10 protein-coding genes and 1 tRNA gene are annotated in these 14916 nt (G+C 61.9%); 9 read left to right on the forward strand and 2 right to left on the reverse strand.

What is annotated here, in order from left to right; translation table 11 throughout:
• Positions 1 to 54: 54 nt before the first annotated feature.
• Positions 55 to 981, reverse strand: coding sequence for a LysR family transcriptional regulator (locus B6V76_RS00335; RefSeq protein WP_075777066.1), 927 nt, complete (start codon positions 979 to 981; stop codon positions 55 to 57).
• Between the two features lie 134 nt (positions 982 to 1115).
• On the opposite strand from B6V76_RS00335, the gene chvE reads away from it, so the two are divergent.
• The 7 genes from chvE to B6V76_RS00370 all read left to right on the forward strand — a co-directional run bounded on the left by chvE (position 1116) and on the right by B6V76_RS00370 (position 10161).
• Positions 1116 to 2171, forward strand: a complete 1056-nt coding sequence (chvE, locus tag B6V76_RS00340) for a multiple monosaccharide ABC transporter substrate-binding protein (RefSeq protein ID WP_075777067.1) — start codon at positions 1116 to 1118, stop codon at positions 2169 to 2171.
• 79 nt (positions 2172 to 2250) lie between these two features.
• Positions 2251 to 3771, forward strand: coding sequence for a multiple monosaccharide ABC transporter ATP-binding protein (gene mmsA, locus B6V76_RS00345; protein ID WP_088726371.1), 1521 nt, complete (start codon positions 2251 to 2253; stop codon positions 3769 to 3771).
• 8 nt (positions 3772 to 3779) lie between these two features.
• Positions 3780 to 4982, forward strand: coding sequence for a multiple monosaccharide ABC transporter permease (mmsB, locus tag B6V76_RS00350; protein ID WP_075777069.1), 1203 nt, complete (start codon positions 3780 to 3782; stop codon positions 4980 to 4982).
• 1 nt (position 4983) lies between these two features.
• Positions 4984 to 5970: an AraD1 family protein gene (gene araD1, locus B6V76_RS00355; protein WP_088726372.1), complete on the forward strand. Its 987-nt coding sequence runs from the start codon at positions 4984 to 4986 to the stop codon at positions 5968 to 5970.
• Between the two features lie 8 nt (positions 5971 to 5978).
• Complete coding sequence (araD, locus tag B6V76_RS00360) at positions 5979 to 7721, forward strand: L-arabinonate dehydratase (RefSeq protein ID WP_088726373.1); 1743 nt, start codon at positions 5979 to 5981, stop codon at positions 7719 to 7721.
• Positions 7721 to 8632 carry a Gfo/Idh/MocA family oxidoreductase gene (locus B6V76_RS00365; protein WP_088718400.1) on the forward strand — a complete coding sequence of 304 codons (912 nt, stop codon included), beginning with the start codon at positions 7721 to 7723 and terminating at the stop codon, positions 8630 to 8632. The genes araD and B6V76_RS00365 overlap by 1 nt, the downstream gene beginning before the upstream one ends.
• Before the next feature lie 11 nt (positions 8633 to 8643).
• The gene (locus B6V76_RS00370) at positions 8644 to 10161 is read left to right on the forward strand and encodes an aldehyde dehydrogenase (NADP(+)) (protein ID WP_088726374.1); all 1518 of its coding nucleotides are present in this window, start codon (positions 8644 to 8646) and stop codon (positions 10159 to 10161) included.
• A 284-nt stretch (positions 10162 to 10445) separates the two neighbouring features.
• Here the strand turns inward: B6V76_RS00370 and B6V76_RS00375 are convergent.
• Positions 10446 to 10535, reverse strand: a tRNA-Ser gene (locus tag B6V76_RS00375).
• Positions 10536 to 10879: 344 nt separating this feature from the next.
• Here B6V76_RS00375 and B6V76_RS00380 point away from each other — a divergent pair.
• Both B6V76_RS00380 and B6V76_RS19585 read left to right on the forward strand, forming a co-directional pair.
• On the forward strand, positions 10880 to 13270 hold the full coding sequence (locus B6V76_RS00380; protein ID WP_088726375.1) for a hypothetical protein: 2391 nt from the start codon (positions 10880 to 10882) through the stop codon (positions 13268 to 13270).
• Positions 13271 to 13786: 516 nt separating this feature from the next.
• Positions 13787 to 14734, forward strand: coding sequence for a hypothetical protein (locus B6V76_RS19585; protein ID WP_141104857.1), 948 nt, complete (start codon positions 13787 to 13789; stop codon positions 14732 to 14734).
• Positions 14735 to 14916 lie beyond the last annotated feature (182 nt).

The raw sequence follows: 14916 nt of genomic DNA on the forward strand, positions 1-14916 counted from the left end.
ATGTTCTGGGCTTGGCAAGGCGTTACCGGAAATTGGTCGGCATCGGCGCAGCTGCTACTCCGCCGCCAGCCGCAACAGTTCGTCGCGCAGTCTGAGCGCGAGCGGCGACAGCGGGCGCCGCTTGAGGCAGAGCAGGTAATAGGGCGACACGCTTAGCTGATGGTGCATCCGCAGGATCTTGAAGCTCGCATTCACCGGCGCGCGGATCAGCAGTTGCGCGACCTCTTCCGAGACCGAGGCGACCGCGTCGCTCTGCGCGAGATAGGCGATGGTGAACAGAAGCGAGGGGCTGTTCACGCAGTCGCGCGGCTCGGACAGGCCGAGCGCGGCGAAAGCCTCGAAGGTGGCCTCCCGGATCGGCGCGCCGCGCTGCTGCATGATCCATTCATACTCGCCCAGCTCGGTCATCGTCACGATGGGCGCGCGGGCCAGCGGGTGATCGGAGCGCACGAGGAAGACGACCTTCTCGTCGCGCATCGGCGTGATGTCGAACAGCGCGCTGTCGAATTCGGGCAGAACCCGGGCGAGGATGAAATCCATCTCCCCCGCCGCGAGATAGCCCAGAAGATCTCGCGAAGGCAGAACCTCCACGGAGATGTCGGTCTCGGGCGAGGCGCGCTTGATCGCGCGGATCGCGGGCACGAGATAGCCCACCGCCGGGCCGGTCACCGCGCCGATCCGCACCCGCCCGGCGTGGCCGTGGCGCAGCGCCTCGATGTCGGAGCTCATGCTCTCCAGTTCGCGAAGAACCGCGCGGGCGCGGCGCAGGACGGTGAGCCCGATCTCGGTCGGCTCCATCCCGGTGGGCAGACGGTTGAAGAGGGGGGCGCCGACGCGGCGCTCCACCTCGGCCAGCATCCGCGACGCGGCCGGCTGGGTCATCGCGCAGCTTTCGGCGGCGAGTTGCAACTGGCCGGATTCAGCGACGGCGCGGATCAGGCGCAGCTGCGCCGGTTTCAACATCAGGTGGGAAAGTGACATATCAATATTGGTATGCAGATCGCGTTGAATGTAATTTTATCATCATGCACCGACATTGCTAGTGTCTCTTCCACGCCCGGTATCGGGCTGCGCGAGGAGATCGACGGGCCGCGCACCGTCATAGGGAGGACACCATGAAAATCAAAACCGCCGCCGCAGCGCTGGCGATCGGCACCGCATTGCTCGGGACCGGAGCCTGGGCCGAAACTGTCGGCATCTCGATGCCCACCAAATCGTCGGCCCGCTGGATTTCCGACGGCAACTCGATGGTCGAGCAGTTCCAGGCCGCAGGCTACGACACCGATCTGCAATACGCCGAAGACGACATTCCGAACCAGCTCGCCCAGGTCGAGAACATGATCACCAAGGGCGTGGACGTTCTGGTGATCGCCGCGATCGACGGCACCACACTGTCGAACGCGCTGGCCAACGCGAAGGCCGCCGATATCAAGGTCATCGCGTACGACCGCCTGATCCGCGACACCCCGGATGTCGACTATTACGCGACCTTCGACAACTTCAAGGTCGGCGTCGAGCAGGCCAATTCGCTGGTGCAGGGCCTCGAAGAGCGTTTCCCCGATCAGAAGCCGTGGAATGTCGAGCTGTTCGGCGGCTCGCCGGACGACAACAACGCCTATTTCTTCTACAACGGCGCGATGTCGGTGCTGCAGCCGCTCATCGACTCGGGTGATATTGTCATCCCCTCGGGCCAGATGGGCATGGATACGGTCGGCACGCTGCGCTGGGACGGTGCGGTCGCACAGGCGCGCATGGATAACCTGCTCTCGGCCAATTACACCGACAAGAAAGTGCAAGGGGTTCTGTCGCCCTATGACGGGCTGTCGATCGGCATCCTGTCCTCGCTCAAGGGCGTGGGCTACGGGTCCGGCGACATGAAGATGCCGATCGTCACCGGTCAGGACGCCGAGATCCCTTCGGTGAAATCGATCCTCGCGGGCGAGCAGTATTCGACCATCTTCAAGGACACCCGCGAACTGGCGAAAGTCACCGTCGGTATGGTCAACGCGATGCTCAAGGGCGGCGAGCCCGAGATCAACGACACCGAGACCTATGACAATGGCGTCAAGGTGATCCCGTCCTTCCTGCTCCAGCCGGTGCCGGTGGATAAATCGAACTGGGAAAAGGTTCTGATCGACTCCGGTTACTACACCAAGGATCAGATCGAGTAAGCCGGGCCTGCCCCGACTTGCCACGCTGGCCGCCCTTCGGGGCGGCCAATTCCCCCCGATTTGACGCCGGAGAGGTCGGATGACCACCCTTCTTGAAATGCGCAACATCACCAAGACCTTTCCTGGTGTGAAAGCGCTCGACGACGTCTCGATCGCGGTCCGCGAGGGCGAAATCCACGCGATCTGCGGCGAGAACGGCGCGGGAAAATCGACCCTGATGAAAGTGCTCTCAGGCGTCTATCCCGCAGGCAGCTACGACGGCGAGATCGTCTATGGCGGCGCCGCTGCCGAATTCCGCGACATCCGCGACAGCGAGGATCGCGGCATCATCATCATTCACCAGGAGCTGGCGCTTGTGCCGCTTCTGTCGATTGCCGAGAACATCTACCTCGGCAATGAACGCGCCCAGAGCGGCGTGATCAACTGGCAGGAAACCTTCCAGCAGACCGAGGGCCTGCTGAAGAAGGTCGGGCTGCGAGAGGCGCCCGGAACGCTGGTCGACAGCCTCGGCGTGGGCAAGCAGCAGCTTGTCGAGATCGCGAAGGCGCTGTCGAAGAACGTGCGCCTGCTGATCCTCGACGAGCCGACTGCGGCCCTGTCGGAATCCGACAGCCAGGCGCTGCTGGATCTGTTGCTGGAGCTGAAGGCGCAGGGCGTGACTTCGATCATCATCAGCCACAAGCTGAACGAGGTGAAGCGCGTGGCCGACAGCGTGACCGTGATCCGCGATGGCGCCACGATCTCCACCATTGACGCGCGCGGCGGCGATCTGACCGAGGACCGCATCGTGCGCGACATGGTGGGCCGCGACATGGCGCATCGCTTCCCCGACCGGGAACGGCGCGCGGGCGAAGTGTTGTTCGAGCTGAAGAACTGGAACGTGCGCCACCCCGAACACCGCGACCGCCAGATGATCCGCGACCTGTCGATGCATGTCCGTGCCGGCGAGGTAGTGGGCATCGCGGGGCTGATGGGCTCGGGCCGCACGGAACTTGCCATGAGCGTCTTCGGGCGCAGCTACGGGCGCGACATCTCGGGCGAGGTGCTGATCCACGGCAAGCCCGCCGATGTCTCGACCGTCGACCGCGCCATCGCGGCTGGGCTCGCCTATGTCACAGAGGACCGCAAGAGCCTCGGGCTGATCCTCGAGGAGACCATTCAGCGCAACACCAGCCTCGCCAATCTCGGTGCGGTGGCGAAGAACGGCGTGGTCGAGGATTTCCGCGAAACCGAGGTGGCCGAGAAATACCGCCGCGACCTCAATATCCGCACGCCCTCGGTGTTCCAGAAGGTGATGAACCTCTCGGGCGGCAACCAGCAGAAGGTCGTGCTCGCGAAATGGCTCTTTACCGAGCCGGAGGTGTTGATCCTCGACGAGCCGACGCGCGGCATCGATGTCGGTGCGAAATACGAAATCTACGGGATCATCAACGAACTGAGCGCGGCCGGGAAGGCCGTCATCATGATCTCTTCGGAGATGCCGGAACTTCTGGGCATGTCCGACCGGATCTATGTGATGAACGAGGGCAGTTTCGTGGGCGAGTTGAACGCCGACGAGGCCAGCCAGGAGCGCATCATGTCCTTGATCGTTAGGGAATAGGAAAAGTCATGGACCAGATCGAACAAGCGAATTCCGAGCCCTCCGGTGGCCTTGGGATCGGCGCCTATATCGCGCGCCACATCCGCGAATACGGACTGCTGTTTGCGTTGATCGCGATCATGCTGTTCTTCCAGATCGTGACGGGCGGCACGCTGCTCAAACCGGTCAACATCACCAACCTGTTCCTGCAGAACAGCTACATCATCATCATGGCGCTGGGCATGCTGCTGGTGATCGTGGGGGGCAATATCGACCTCTCGGTCGGCTCTGTCATGGGCTTCATCGGGGCCTTCGCCGCCGTGCTGATCGTGTCTATGGACCTGCCGGTCGCGGTGGCGATCCCGGCATGCCTCGTCATGGGCATGGCGATCGGCGCGGTGCAGGGCTATTTCGTGGCCTATTGGAAGATCCCGTCCTTCATCGTGACGCTGGCGGGGATGCTGGTGTTCCGCGGGCTGTCGCTCTGGCTGCTCGAAGGACAGTCCATCGGTCCCTTCCCGAAATCGTTCCAGGCGCTTTCGACCGGGTTCATCGCAGATCCGTTCGGCGTGGGCCGCCCCAATTCGCTGGCGCTGGCGGTGGGTGTCGCCGCGGTGGTGCTGCTGGTGTGGCTGGGTGTCCGTGCGCGCTCCCGCGATGCGCGCTACGGGATCGAGGGTGAACCCCTTGGCCTCTTCGTGCTGCGCAACGCCATTGTCGCCGCAGCCCTTCTCTTCGTGACGTGGAAGCTCGCATGGTTCCGCGGCCTGCCGAACGTGCTGCTGTCGATGGTGATCCTGACGATCATCTATGTCTTCGTCACCGAACGCACCACGCTGGGCCGCCGGGTCTACGCGGTGGGCGGCAATGCGAAGGCGGCCAAGCTGTCGGGCATCCGCACCGAGCGGCTGACCTTCCTGACCTTCGTGAACATGGGCCTGCTGGCCGCGCTCGCCGGTCTCGTCTTCGCCGCGCGTCTGAACACCGCGACCCCGAAAGCGGGCTTTGCGGTGGAGCTCGACGTGATCGCGGCGGTCTTCATCGGGGGCGCTTCGATGTCGGGCGGTTCGGGCAAGATCATCGGCGCGGTCGTCGGCGCCTTCATCATGGGCGTGATGAATAACGGCATGTCGATCCTCGGGATCGGCATCGATTACCAACAGGTCATCAAGGGGCTCGTGCTGCTCGCCGCCGTCTTCTTCGATGTCTACAACAAGAACAAGGAAGCCTGAGATGTTGCTCTCGCAATTGACCCTTGCCGACGGATCGCGCGCCGTGGCCGTGCGTGAAGACGGCCCCGCGCATCTGGTGCCGGGTGTCTCCACCACGCGCGATCTGGCACTGGCCGCCATCGCCGCCGGACATGATCTGGCTGCCGAGATCGCCGCGCGCGGGCAGGGGGACGAGGTGGACCTGGAGGCCGCCTATGCCGAGGGGCGCATGCTGGTGCCGCTCGATCATCCCGATGCCGCGCATCTGCATCTGACGGGGACGGGGCTGACCCATCTGGGCTCCGCCTCCACCCGCGACGCGATGCACACCAAGGTCACCGAGGAGATGACCGACAGCATGAAGATGTTCCGCATGGGGCTGGAGGGCGGCAAGCCCGCCGCTGGCTCCGTGGGTGTGCAGCCCGAGTGGTTCTACAAGGGCAACGGTCTGGCCGCTGTCGCGCCGGGCGCTGCGCTGACCTCGCCGAACTTCGCGCTCGATGGTGGCGAGGAACCGGAGGTCGCGGGGCTCTACGTCATCGCGCCCGACGGGCAGCCGGTCCGCGTGGGCTTCGCGCTCAGCAACGAGTTCTCCGACCACGTCACTGAGCGCGGGAACTACCTGTGGCTCGCCCATTCCAAGCTGCGCCCGGCGAGCTTCGGTCCCGAGATGCTGGTGGGGGATCTGCCCGAAAGTGTCGAGGGCACCAGCCGCATCCTGCGCGGTGGAAAGACGGTCTGGGAAAAGCCATTCCTGTCGGGCGAGGCGAACATGTCCCACACGATCGCCAATCTCGAACATCACCACTTCAAATACGCGCCGTTCCGCGATCCGGGCGATGTGCATGTGCATTTCTTCGGCACCGCCACGCTCAGCTTCGCCGACGGGATCAGCGCCGAGCCGGGGGACGTCTTCGAGATCGAATGCCCACAGTTCGGTCTCGCGCTCCGCAATCCGCTTGCCCGCAATTCCGACGCGTCGGCCCCCGTGGCCGTCGCCAGCCTCTGAGGTCCGACATGGCTTTCACCCCCGCCCCCTGGCCCCGCAAACTGCGCTCGCAGGAATGGTATGGCGGCAATACGCGCGACACGATCTACCACCGCGGCTGGATGAAGAACCAAGGCTATCCGCATGACCTGTTCGACGGTCGCCCGATCGTCGGCATCCTGAACACATGGTCCGATCTGACGCCCTGTAACGGCCACCTGCGCGAGCTGGCCGAGAAGGTGAAGGCGGGCATCTGGGAGGCCGGTGGCTTCCCGGTCGAAGTGCCGGTCTTCTCGGCCTCCGAGAACACCTTCCGCCCGACCGCGATGATGTTTCGCAATCTCGCGGCCCTCGCGATCGAAGAGACCATCCGCGGCCAGCCGATGGACGGGGCGGTGCTGCTGGTGGGCTGCGACAAGACCACGCCATCGCTGATGATGGCGGCGGCGAGCTGCGATATCCCGTCCATCGTCGTCACTGGCGGTCCGATGCTGAACGGTTATTTCCGGGGCGAGCGCGTGGGCTCGGGCACGCATCTGTGGAAATTCTCCGAAGCCGTGAAGGCGGGCGAGATGACGCAGGAAGAGTTCCTCGAAGCCGAAGCCTCGATGTCGCGCTCCTCGGGCACCTGCAACACGATGGGCACGGCAAGCACGATGGCGAGCATGGCCGAAGCGCTCGGCATGGCGCTGTCGGGCAATGCCGCGATCCCGGCGGTGGATAGCCGCCGCCGCGTGATGGCGCAGCTTTCGGGGCGGCGCATCGTGCAGATGGTGAAGGACGATCTGAAGCCCTCTGACATCATGACCAAGCAGGCCTTCGAGAACGCGATCCGCACCAATGGCGCGATCGGCGGCTCGACCAATGCGGTTGTGCATCTGCTGGCGCTGGCGGGCCGGGTCGGCGTGGATGTCACGCTCGACGACTGGGACCGCTGCGGGCGCGATGTGAAGACCATCGTGAACCTGATGCCGTCGGGCAAATACCTGATGGAGGAATTCTTCTACGCGGGCGGTCTGCCGGTCGTACTGAAGCGTCTCGGCGAGGCGGGGCAGCTGCACAAGGACGCGCTGACCGTGTCGGGCGGGGCGATCTGGGACGAGGTCAAGGACGTCGTGAACTGGAACGAGGACGTGATCCTGCCCGCCGACAAGCCGCTGACCGATCAGGGCGGCATCGCGGTGCTGCGCGGCAATCTCGCGCCGAAAGGGGCGGTGCTCAAACCCTCCGCCGCGAGCCCGCATCTTCTGACCCACCGTGGGCGCGCCGTCGTCTTCGAGGATATCGATGACTACAAGGCGAAGATCAACGACGACGCGCTCGATATCGACGAGACCTGCGTGATGGTGCTGAAGAATTGCGGCCCCAAGGGCTATCCCGGCATGTCGGAGGTGGGCAATATGGGCCTGCCGCCGAAAGTGCTGAAGAAGGGCATCACCGACATGGTGCGAATCTCGGACGCACGGATGTCGGGGACGGCTTACGGCACGGTCGTGCTGCACACCTCGCCCGAGGCCGCCGCCGGTGGTCCGCTGGCGGTCGTGCAGAACGGCGACATGATCGCGCTCGACGTGCCGAACCGCAGCCTGACGCTCGAAATCTCGGACGCGGAACTGGCCGAGCGGCTTGCCAAGTGGCAGCCTAGCCATGAGCGGCCGGAAGGTGGCTATGCCTGGCTGCATCAGGCGCATGTGATGGGCGCGGATACCGGGGCGGACCTCGATTTCCTCGTCGGCTGCCGCGGCAACCCGGTCGGAAAGGACAGTCACTGATGAAACTCGCGCTCGTCGGCATCGGCAAGATCGCCTTGGATCAACACGTGCCCGCCATCTCCGCCAGCCCGGATTGGGAACTGGCAGCGACGGTTTCGCGGCATGGCACGGTCGAGGGGGTGCCAGCCTACACCCGGATCGAGGAGATGCTCTCCTCCCATCCCGAAATCGAAGTTGTGAGCCTCTGCCTGCCGCCCGTGCCGCGCTTCCTCGCGGCGCGTGCAGCTCTTGAGGCCGGGCGGCACGTCATGCTCGAAAAGCCGCCCGGCGCGACCCTGGCCGAGGTGCATACGCTCGAGGCGATGGCCGCCGCGCGGGGCCTCACGCTGTTCGCGACATGGCATTCGCGCATGGCGCATGCGGTGGCGGCCGCCAAATCATGGCTCGCGGATCGCAAGGTTCACTCGGGCCGGATCATCTGGCGCGAGGACGTGCGCAAATGGCATCCCGGGCAGGAATGGGTGTTCGAGCCCGGTGGCATGGGCGTCTTCGATCCGGGCATCAACGCACTCTCGATCCTGACCGAAATTCTTCCCGCGCCGGTTCACCTTACGGCGGCAGAGCTGGAATTTCCCGCCAACCGGCAGGCCCCCATCGCCGCGCGGCTGAGCTTCACCGGCTCCATCGAGGCGGATTTCGACTGGCGTCAGGAAGGCCCGCAGACCTGGGATATCGAGATCGACACCGATGCCGGGGCGATGGCGCTGCGTTTGGGCGGCAATGTGCTTGAGATCGGCGGTACGAAAGCCGAGGGTGCCGAGAGCATCATGGAAGAATACCCCGCGCTCTACGCCCGCATGGCAGGGCTGGTGCGGCAAGGCGCATCCGATGTGGATCTTGCGCCGATGGTGCATGTGGCTGACGCGTTCCTGCTGGGCCGCCGCACCGCTGTTGAAGACTTCGAATTCTGAAGGATACCGAAATGACCTATACCCCGCATGGCAAGCATCTGATCGCAGGCGACTGGATCGAGACCGAGCCGAAATTCACATCGGAGCCCGTCGAAGGGCCGTCGCATGAGTTCTGCATGGGTACGGTCGAGATGGTGAATGCTGCCTGCGAGGCGGCGGAGGAGGCGTTCTGGGACTATGGCTATTCGAGCCGCGAGACACGGGCGACATTCCTCGACACCATCGCCGACGAGATTGACGCCCGCGGCGAGGCGATCACCGAGATCGGGACGCAGGAAAGCGGTCTGCCCGAGGCGCGCCTGAACGGCGAGCGCGGCCGAACCGTTGGCCAGTTGCGCCTCTTTGCCGATCATATCCGAAAGGGCGATTACCTCGACAGGCGTCGCGATGAAGCACTCCCCGACCGCCAGCCGCTGCCGCGCCCCGATCTGCGGATGATCCAGCGTCCGATCGGCCCCGTCGCGGTCTTCGGCGCGTCGAACTTCCCGCTGGCCTTCTCGACCGCAGGCGGCGACACAGCCGCGGCGCTCGCGGCGGGCTGCCCGGTCGTCGTGAAGGGCCATCCGGCGCATCCCGGCACCGGCGAGATCGTGGCCGAAGCGATCAAGGCCGCGGCCGAGAAATGCAACATGCCCAAGGGCGTGTTCAGCCTCGTCCAGGGTGGCTCGCATGATGTGGGGCAGGCGCTGGTGCAGCACCCGCGGATCAAGGCCGTGGGCTTCACCGGATCGCTGGCGGGCGGCAAGGCGCTCTACGATCTGTGCGCCCAGCGTCCCGAGCCGATCCCGTTCTTCGGCGAGCTGGGCTCGGTCAACCCGATGTTCCTGCTGCCCGAAGCGACTTCGGCGCGCGGCGAGGATCTGGGCGTCGGCTGGGCAGCCTCGCTCACCATGGGCGCGGGCCAGTTCTGCACCAATCCCGGCATCGCGGTGGTGATGGAGGGCGACGCGGGTGAAGCCTTCGTCAAATCCGCGCTGGCCGCCCTCGAGGCGAGCGGCGCGCAGGTCATGCTGACCGACGGCATCGCCGAAGCCTATCGCAAGGGCGCGACGCGGATGCAGGAAGCCGGCGGCGTGCAGGAGCTGCTGACCCAGGTCTGCGACCGGCGCGAGGCGAAGCCCTACCTGTTCCGCGTCTCCGCCGCCGACTGGCTGGAGAACGCGGCTCTCTCCGAGGAGGTGTTCGGCCCGCTCGGCCTGATCGTGACCGTCAAGGATGCCGACGAAATGGTGAAAGTCGCACGCAGCTTCGAGGGCCAGCTGACCGCGACCTTGCAGATGGATGACGCCGACGCCGATCTCGCCCGCCGCCTGCTGCCGGTGCTCGAGCGCAAGGCGGGCCGGGTGCTGGCGAACGGCTTCCCCACCGGTGTCGAAGTCTGCGACGCGATGGTGCATGGCGGGCCGTATCCGGCATCGACCAATTTCGGCGCGACCAGCGTCGGCACGCTCTCGATCAGACGCTTCCTGCGCCCGGTCTGCTATCAGAACTTCCCCGAGGCGCTGTTGCCCGAAGACCTTCGGGGCTGAGGAGGCCCGCCGGTTCGGGCAGGGCTTCGCGAAATGGCATTCGGCCCGGCGAGCAGATCGCCGGGCCGAATGTCGTTCGGATGCGCAGGTAGTTTTTTGCTTGGGCTCGGGTCTTCAAGGCCGGCGTTCGTAAAGGACCGCGATCAGACGCGCCGGGGGAGCTATGCCATTGAAATGCAAAGGTGAGGGAGACGAAGCGGGACCGCGTGGCTCTGCCGCTCTCGCGGAATTTGGGCCGACCAATCGCCTGGCCGAAACCCGGCAGGCATAACTGGAATGTGTGATGGCGGAGACGAAGGGATTCGAACCCTCGAGACCCTTCCGGGCCTACTCCCTTAGCAGGGGAGCGCCTTCGACCACTCGGCCACGTCTCCGTCGACGCGTATAGCCAAGGAAACGTGGGGGTTACAAGGCGAAACTGCCCTTCATCGCAAAAAACTCTCCACCCCCTAAAATCGGCTCAAAGTGCATGGAAATGCACTGGGAAGCACCGAGTTTGGGCAAGATTTGGTCAATTTCCCCTACGGCGAAAGCGCCCTGAGAGCGTGGAAGCGACGCAGCTTGGTCTGCCTTGCAGGTCTCCCCAGCCCTCTCAGCGATCGAACGCGAGTGCCCACCTCATCGGCTGCACCTCAAAAGATTTCCGCGCGCCGAAGGTCGAACCAAGGTTCTTCGAATGTTGAACTCTCGTCACACATTAACGTCCGGCCACGCTACGATGTCCGAGATCGAATCTTTCTTCCGGGTGAAAGAGGACAAGCGTCGCGAACTGCTGAGATCATGGGGGCTCAATGATGGGCCGACGGTTGCCTGGAGCGAACTCTGGTCTGCAATCGGCCTCGACCCATATCAGGATAAAGACCTCTGGGCCGACCTGAAACTTCCACTCCTTCTCCCATCCGACGTGGCTCCGATGGTCAGAGTGTCGGTTGAAACCTTGAATGGGTGGTGTCGAACCAACACCCTTCCTGCCGGCTTTCCACCACCGATCTGCGTGGGCCCGAGGAAAAAGCTCTGGATCAACCTTGAGATACTGGCTCGCCGCCAACCTGAGATTTATGCTGATGCTGCAGGCAAGATCCGCAGATCGAGACTGGAGTGGCACCTTCCTGGGCGACCGAGCATAACTCTTGACCCTGACCTGTCGATCGCGGCGCTGCAAAAAAATACTTCTGTTCAAGCAGACTTGGCCAATGTCCAGAGCATCGAAACTGGCACGGATGGCTTTATGCTGGCAGACATTGAAGAACTAATCGCCAACAGCAACGCTGCTGACGACAAGTCCTCTTTCGCTGAGACACCAATGATGGACAGGGTCTTGGACATGCTCGATAGGGAGATGGCGGATGGCGCTGCCTCAAGCCCCCGAGCACTTGCCAAGACGGCCCTCCGCAGCCTGTTGGGCACACGAGGCAAGCGACCGGAAAATACCGAGCTTTCTCTTGATATTTTCGATGCTTGGTTCCCGTTAAACGGATGGAATCGGGTCACCATGCCACGCCTTAGTCGCGAGGTTTATAATTCATATAGAAAGCGCGCGCGTGCCGCGATCGCGCGCGCATTGGGCGTGACCGAGGAAAAGGAGAAGCTTCGCCGACAAGAGGACCGATGGACCGAGCTTGCCGAGTGGCTGTCAGGCCTTCCGCGATTCAAGGATAAACCCGCTTCACTCGTAGCCATAACTTCGACTCTGACGCTGCTTTGCCGCGAAGCACAGCTAAGCACAGAAGAGCTGAGTCAGGCGGTCATACTTCGCCTATTTCAAATGGCGACAACGAAGCAAAAGCGCTCCCTCCGCAATGCATTCAGAACAATCTACGATTTGCAAAACGATTCCGCGCACTCTCTTGCAATCCGGGAGTTCTTTCCGACGGCAATTGAGCCAGTGCGGACGGGACCGCGGAAATCGTATACAATTTCAAAGCGCCTTCTTGACGAAATTGACGAGCTCACACTGGTCTCATATCGAAAGGGCTACATCGAGATCGCGCAATCCTCCAAGACGCGTGCAAAAAAGACTCGCGATCAGCACAAGTATGCCCTCCGAACGGTTGTCGACGCACTCATCGCGACGGGTCACCTCATGCCGGATGCCGAAACGGCGACGTTTGCCCTTAGCAACCGCAACGCTATGGTCGCGGCCTGCCAGCACATTTACACGCGCGTCAAACAGGGGGAGCTTGCTGCGAGTACGGCGACGACCAAGATGTCATATCTGCCTGCGATCCTCGAACGCAACGGTATCGTGATTCCAGACCTTCGAGCAAAGCTCTTGGAAGTTCCTGAGTTTTGTTTGCACATCGACAAGAGCGAGATGCCAGACGAGACGCAGAGGATCTGCCGTCACCTCATCGATGACCTTGCTTTCAGGGCCGATTTCCTTCTCTCCCATGCGGCACCAAGGGCGGCAGCGGAAAATATCATTCGTGCGGCGCGGAGAGCTAAACGCGATCTTACACACATAGAGCGAACGCGAGTTCGTCAGCTCGGCACGGTTGCGCTGTTCTGCGCTCTCGAATGCGGGTGTGCACCGATCCGAGTGGGTAATTTCCTGGCAATTTCAATCGAAGGATCCGCACCATGGCTCATAAAGAATAAGTCAAAGGAGTACATGCTGCACATTCCCGCAACGCATACAAAAAACAAAAAGCCAATCAAAGCGCCGCTATGCGCGAGCGAAGAGAGATACTTGGAAACTGTTGAATGGTTCTTGCAGGATATTAGGTGGCTGTTCTTCTGGGATCAGGCTGCCAATGTGGTCAGTAGTTCCGAATGTCTCGTTCGGTTGGCAAAGCAGTTGGCGTCTAAGTCCGATTGGCTTGTTCCGGGTGTCAAAGATCCAAGTCGTTGCCTGACGGATACAACTTTCAGAAAATGGTTTGAAAACATAATGGTAAACATCGCTGGCATCACGATAGATCCAAGCAATTTCCGTCACGGCCAAGCAAGCCTTTTGTATTTCCTTTTCCCGGATCAGATCGAAACAATCGCCGCTCGTCTCGGCGATACCGTGGACACCGTGCTCCGGTATTATGCTTGGATCCATCAAGAAAAACTCATGCGCAAAGGGCAGAGCATGCTTGTTTCGACCATCCGACCAGGCTTTTAGCGTGCGCAGTTTAACGAGAGAATGGGCAAAGAAGGGTAGAAGATTATGGTGAAACGTGACCTTAGGTCCCGCGAACAGATCCTGCGCGGCCCTCTTTGGGACAAGCTTCGGGCCCACCCAAGTGCCGCTGACCTGTCGATCGGAGCAATCCGTGTCACCGACCAGTTCCTTGAATTCTGCGATGGTCGCGGTATCCGAGACCTTTCTGCGGAGCACGTCCTCGCATTCGATCCGTGCAAAAGTCCCAGTCGCGTTGCGCGGCTACTCACCGCTTTGCGCGCGCTCTACGGACTCGAACATCCGGCGACCCACGTTGTGGAACGCGTGAGACAAGCAAAGTGTCGTGCGCACCGCGCAAGTAAGCGGAGCAGTAGCTCGAAGACGAACAATTTCGTTCAAGCGAGCTGCTCCGTGTCGAGGCTCGAACTCCCAGCGTATTGGCTGCAGACGCTCGAACGACTTGCTGCAGGGCAGAAAGTGAGGGGGCGAAGCGCCGCTTTGTCGAGCGTTCGGAACATGCAGAACTACGCTCGTCAGCTTGTCTTCACTGCCCGCGAGAGCGGAACGCCAGAAGACTTTAATCTCCAATCTCTCCAAGCTTACCATGCAGCGCTTGAAGAGCGCGGCCTGCGTTCAAGCTCGATCGAAATTCAGTTCAGGTTCCTCGGACGACTTGCTTTCTTTGTCGGAGCGGACGCGGATATCTGTCGCAAGATATCGGCCGCCACTGCGTATCACCGGAGCAAGAGATTGCTCGCACGTAAGAAAAAGGAGGATCAGTTCCGGAGGCTGCCAGACATAGGTGAGATATTTATGTTGGCAGACTGCCTCAAATCTGAAGGATCGCGCGCGTCTCACGCAACAGTAAGAAATACGAAGCTGGTGGATGCGGCAGCTCTCACCTTTTTGTCGCTTGTTCCGCTTCGAAATAAAGACACAGTTCTTCTCTGGGGAAAGCACATTTCGCTCGTGGCCCAGCCAGAAGGCGAATGGGTTTACCGAATTGACACGCGGCTATCTAAAACACTTGTCAACTTTAACGGGTTTCTCCATCCGATCCTGAACTCCTTTTTGGAAGCAGTTTTGCTCCAGGGTCGCCATGAAGCCTTTCTGCCACGCCTTCGCGCTGAAGCAATAAGACGCCAAGCCCCTGTCTTTCCGAAAAGTACGGGCGAACCACGCAATGCTCAAAGTCTGTCACGGCGGTGGGCAGTCCATTTCGGAATGGGAAGCCACATTGCCCGGACCCATTTGCACACTGTTCTTGGTCAAATGGGTCCTGAAGGCGTCGAAGCAGCCCTCTCGCTTTGTGCACAACGTTCTTTCCAAACGCGGAAAGAATATCAAGCTGAGGCCTATTACGATGCGCTTATCCGCCAGAGCCAAGTTTCGCTGGCGTCGACGCTGCCTCGAGAAATGGTCCGGGCCCACCTACATGCAAGCCTGGACCGTGAACTTACATAAATGGCCGAGGCTGTGTGGAAACGCTGGTCCAGAGTATATTTCTGCAGGACAGCAGGAGACAACTGTGGCGGAGGTCGTCGATTATTTTCTTGCCTTAGCTCCGTTTGGTTCCCGGTATTTGTCTCATCTCCACTCTTTGGCGATTACGATGTGCCAGACACCCTCTCTTATCAAATCATCCT

Source organism: Thioclava sp. IC9 (assembly GCF_002213225.1).
Lineage (GTDB): Bacteria > Pseudomonadota > Alphaproteobacteria > Rhodobacterales > Rhodobacteraceae > Thioclava > Thioclava nitratireducens.

Coding starts and splice junctions, on each gene's coding strand:
- chvE (WP_075777067.1), top strand. CDS start 1,116: ATGAAAATCAAAACCGCCGCCGCAGCGCTGGCGATCGGCACCGCATTG.
- B6V76_RS00380 (WP_088726375.1), top strand. CDS start 10,880: ATGTCCGAGATCGAATCTTTCTTCCGGGTGAAAGAGGACAAGCGTCGC.
- B6V76_RS00335 (WP_075777066.1), bottom strand. CDS start 981: ATGTCACTTTCCCACCTGATGTTGAAACCGGCGCAGCTGCGCCTGATC.
- B6V76_RS19585 (WP_141104857.1), top strand. CDS start 13,787: ATGCAGAACTACGCTCGTCAGCTTGTCTTCACTGCCCGCGAGAGCGGA.
- mmsA (WP_088726371.1), top strand. CDS start 2,251: ATGACCACCCTTCTTGAAATGCGCAACATCACCAAGACCTTTCCTGGT.
- araD (WP_088726373.1), top strand. CDS start 5,979: ATGGCTTTCACCCCCGCCCCCTGGCCCCGCAAACTGCGCTCGCAGGAA.
- B6V76_RS00370 (WP_088726374.1), top strand. CDS start 8,644: ATGACCTATACCCCGCATGGCAAGCATCTGATCGCAGGCGACTGGATC.
- mmsB (WP_075777069.1), top strand. CDS start 3,780: ATGGACCAGATCGAACAAGCGAATTCCGAGCCCTCCGGTGGCCTTGGG.
- B6V76_RS00365 (WP_088718400.1), top strand. CDS start 7,721: ATGAAACTCGCGCTCGTCGGCATCGGCAAGATCGCCTTGGATCAACAC.
- araD1 (WP_088726372.1), top strand. CDS start 4,984: ATGTTGCTCTCGCAATTGACCCTTGCCGACGGATCGCGCGCCGTGGCC.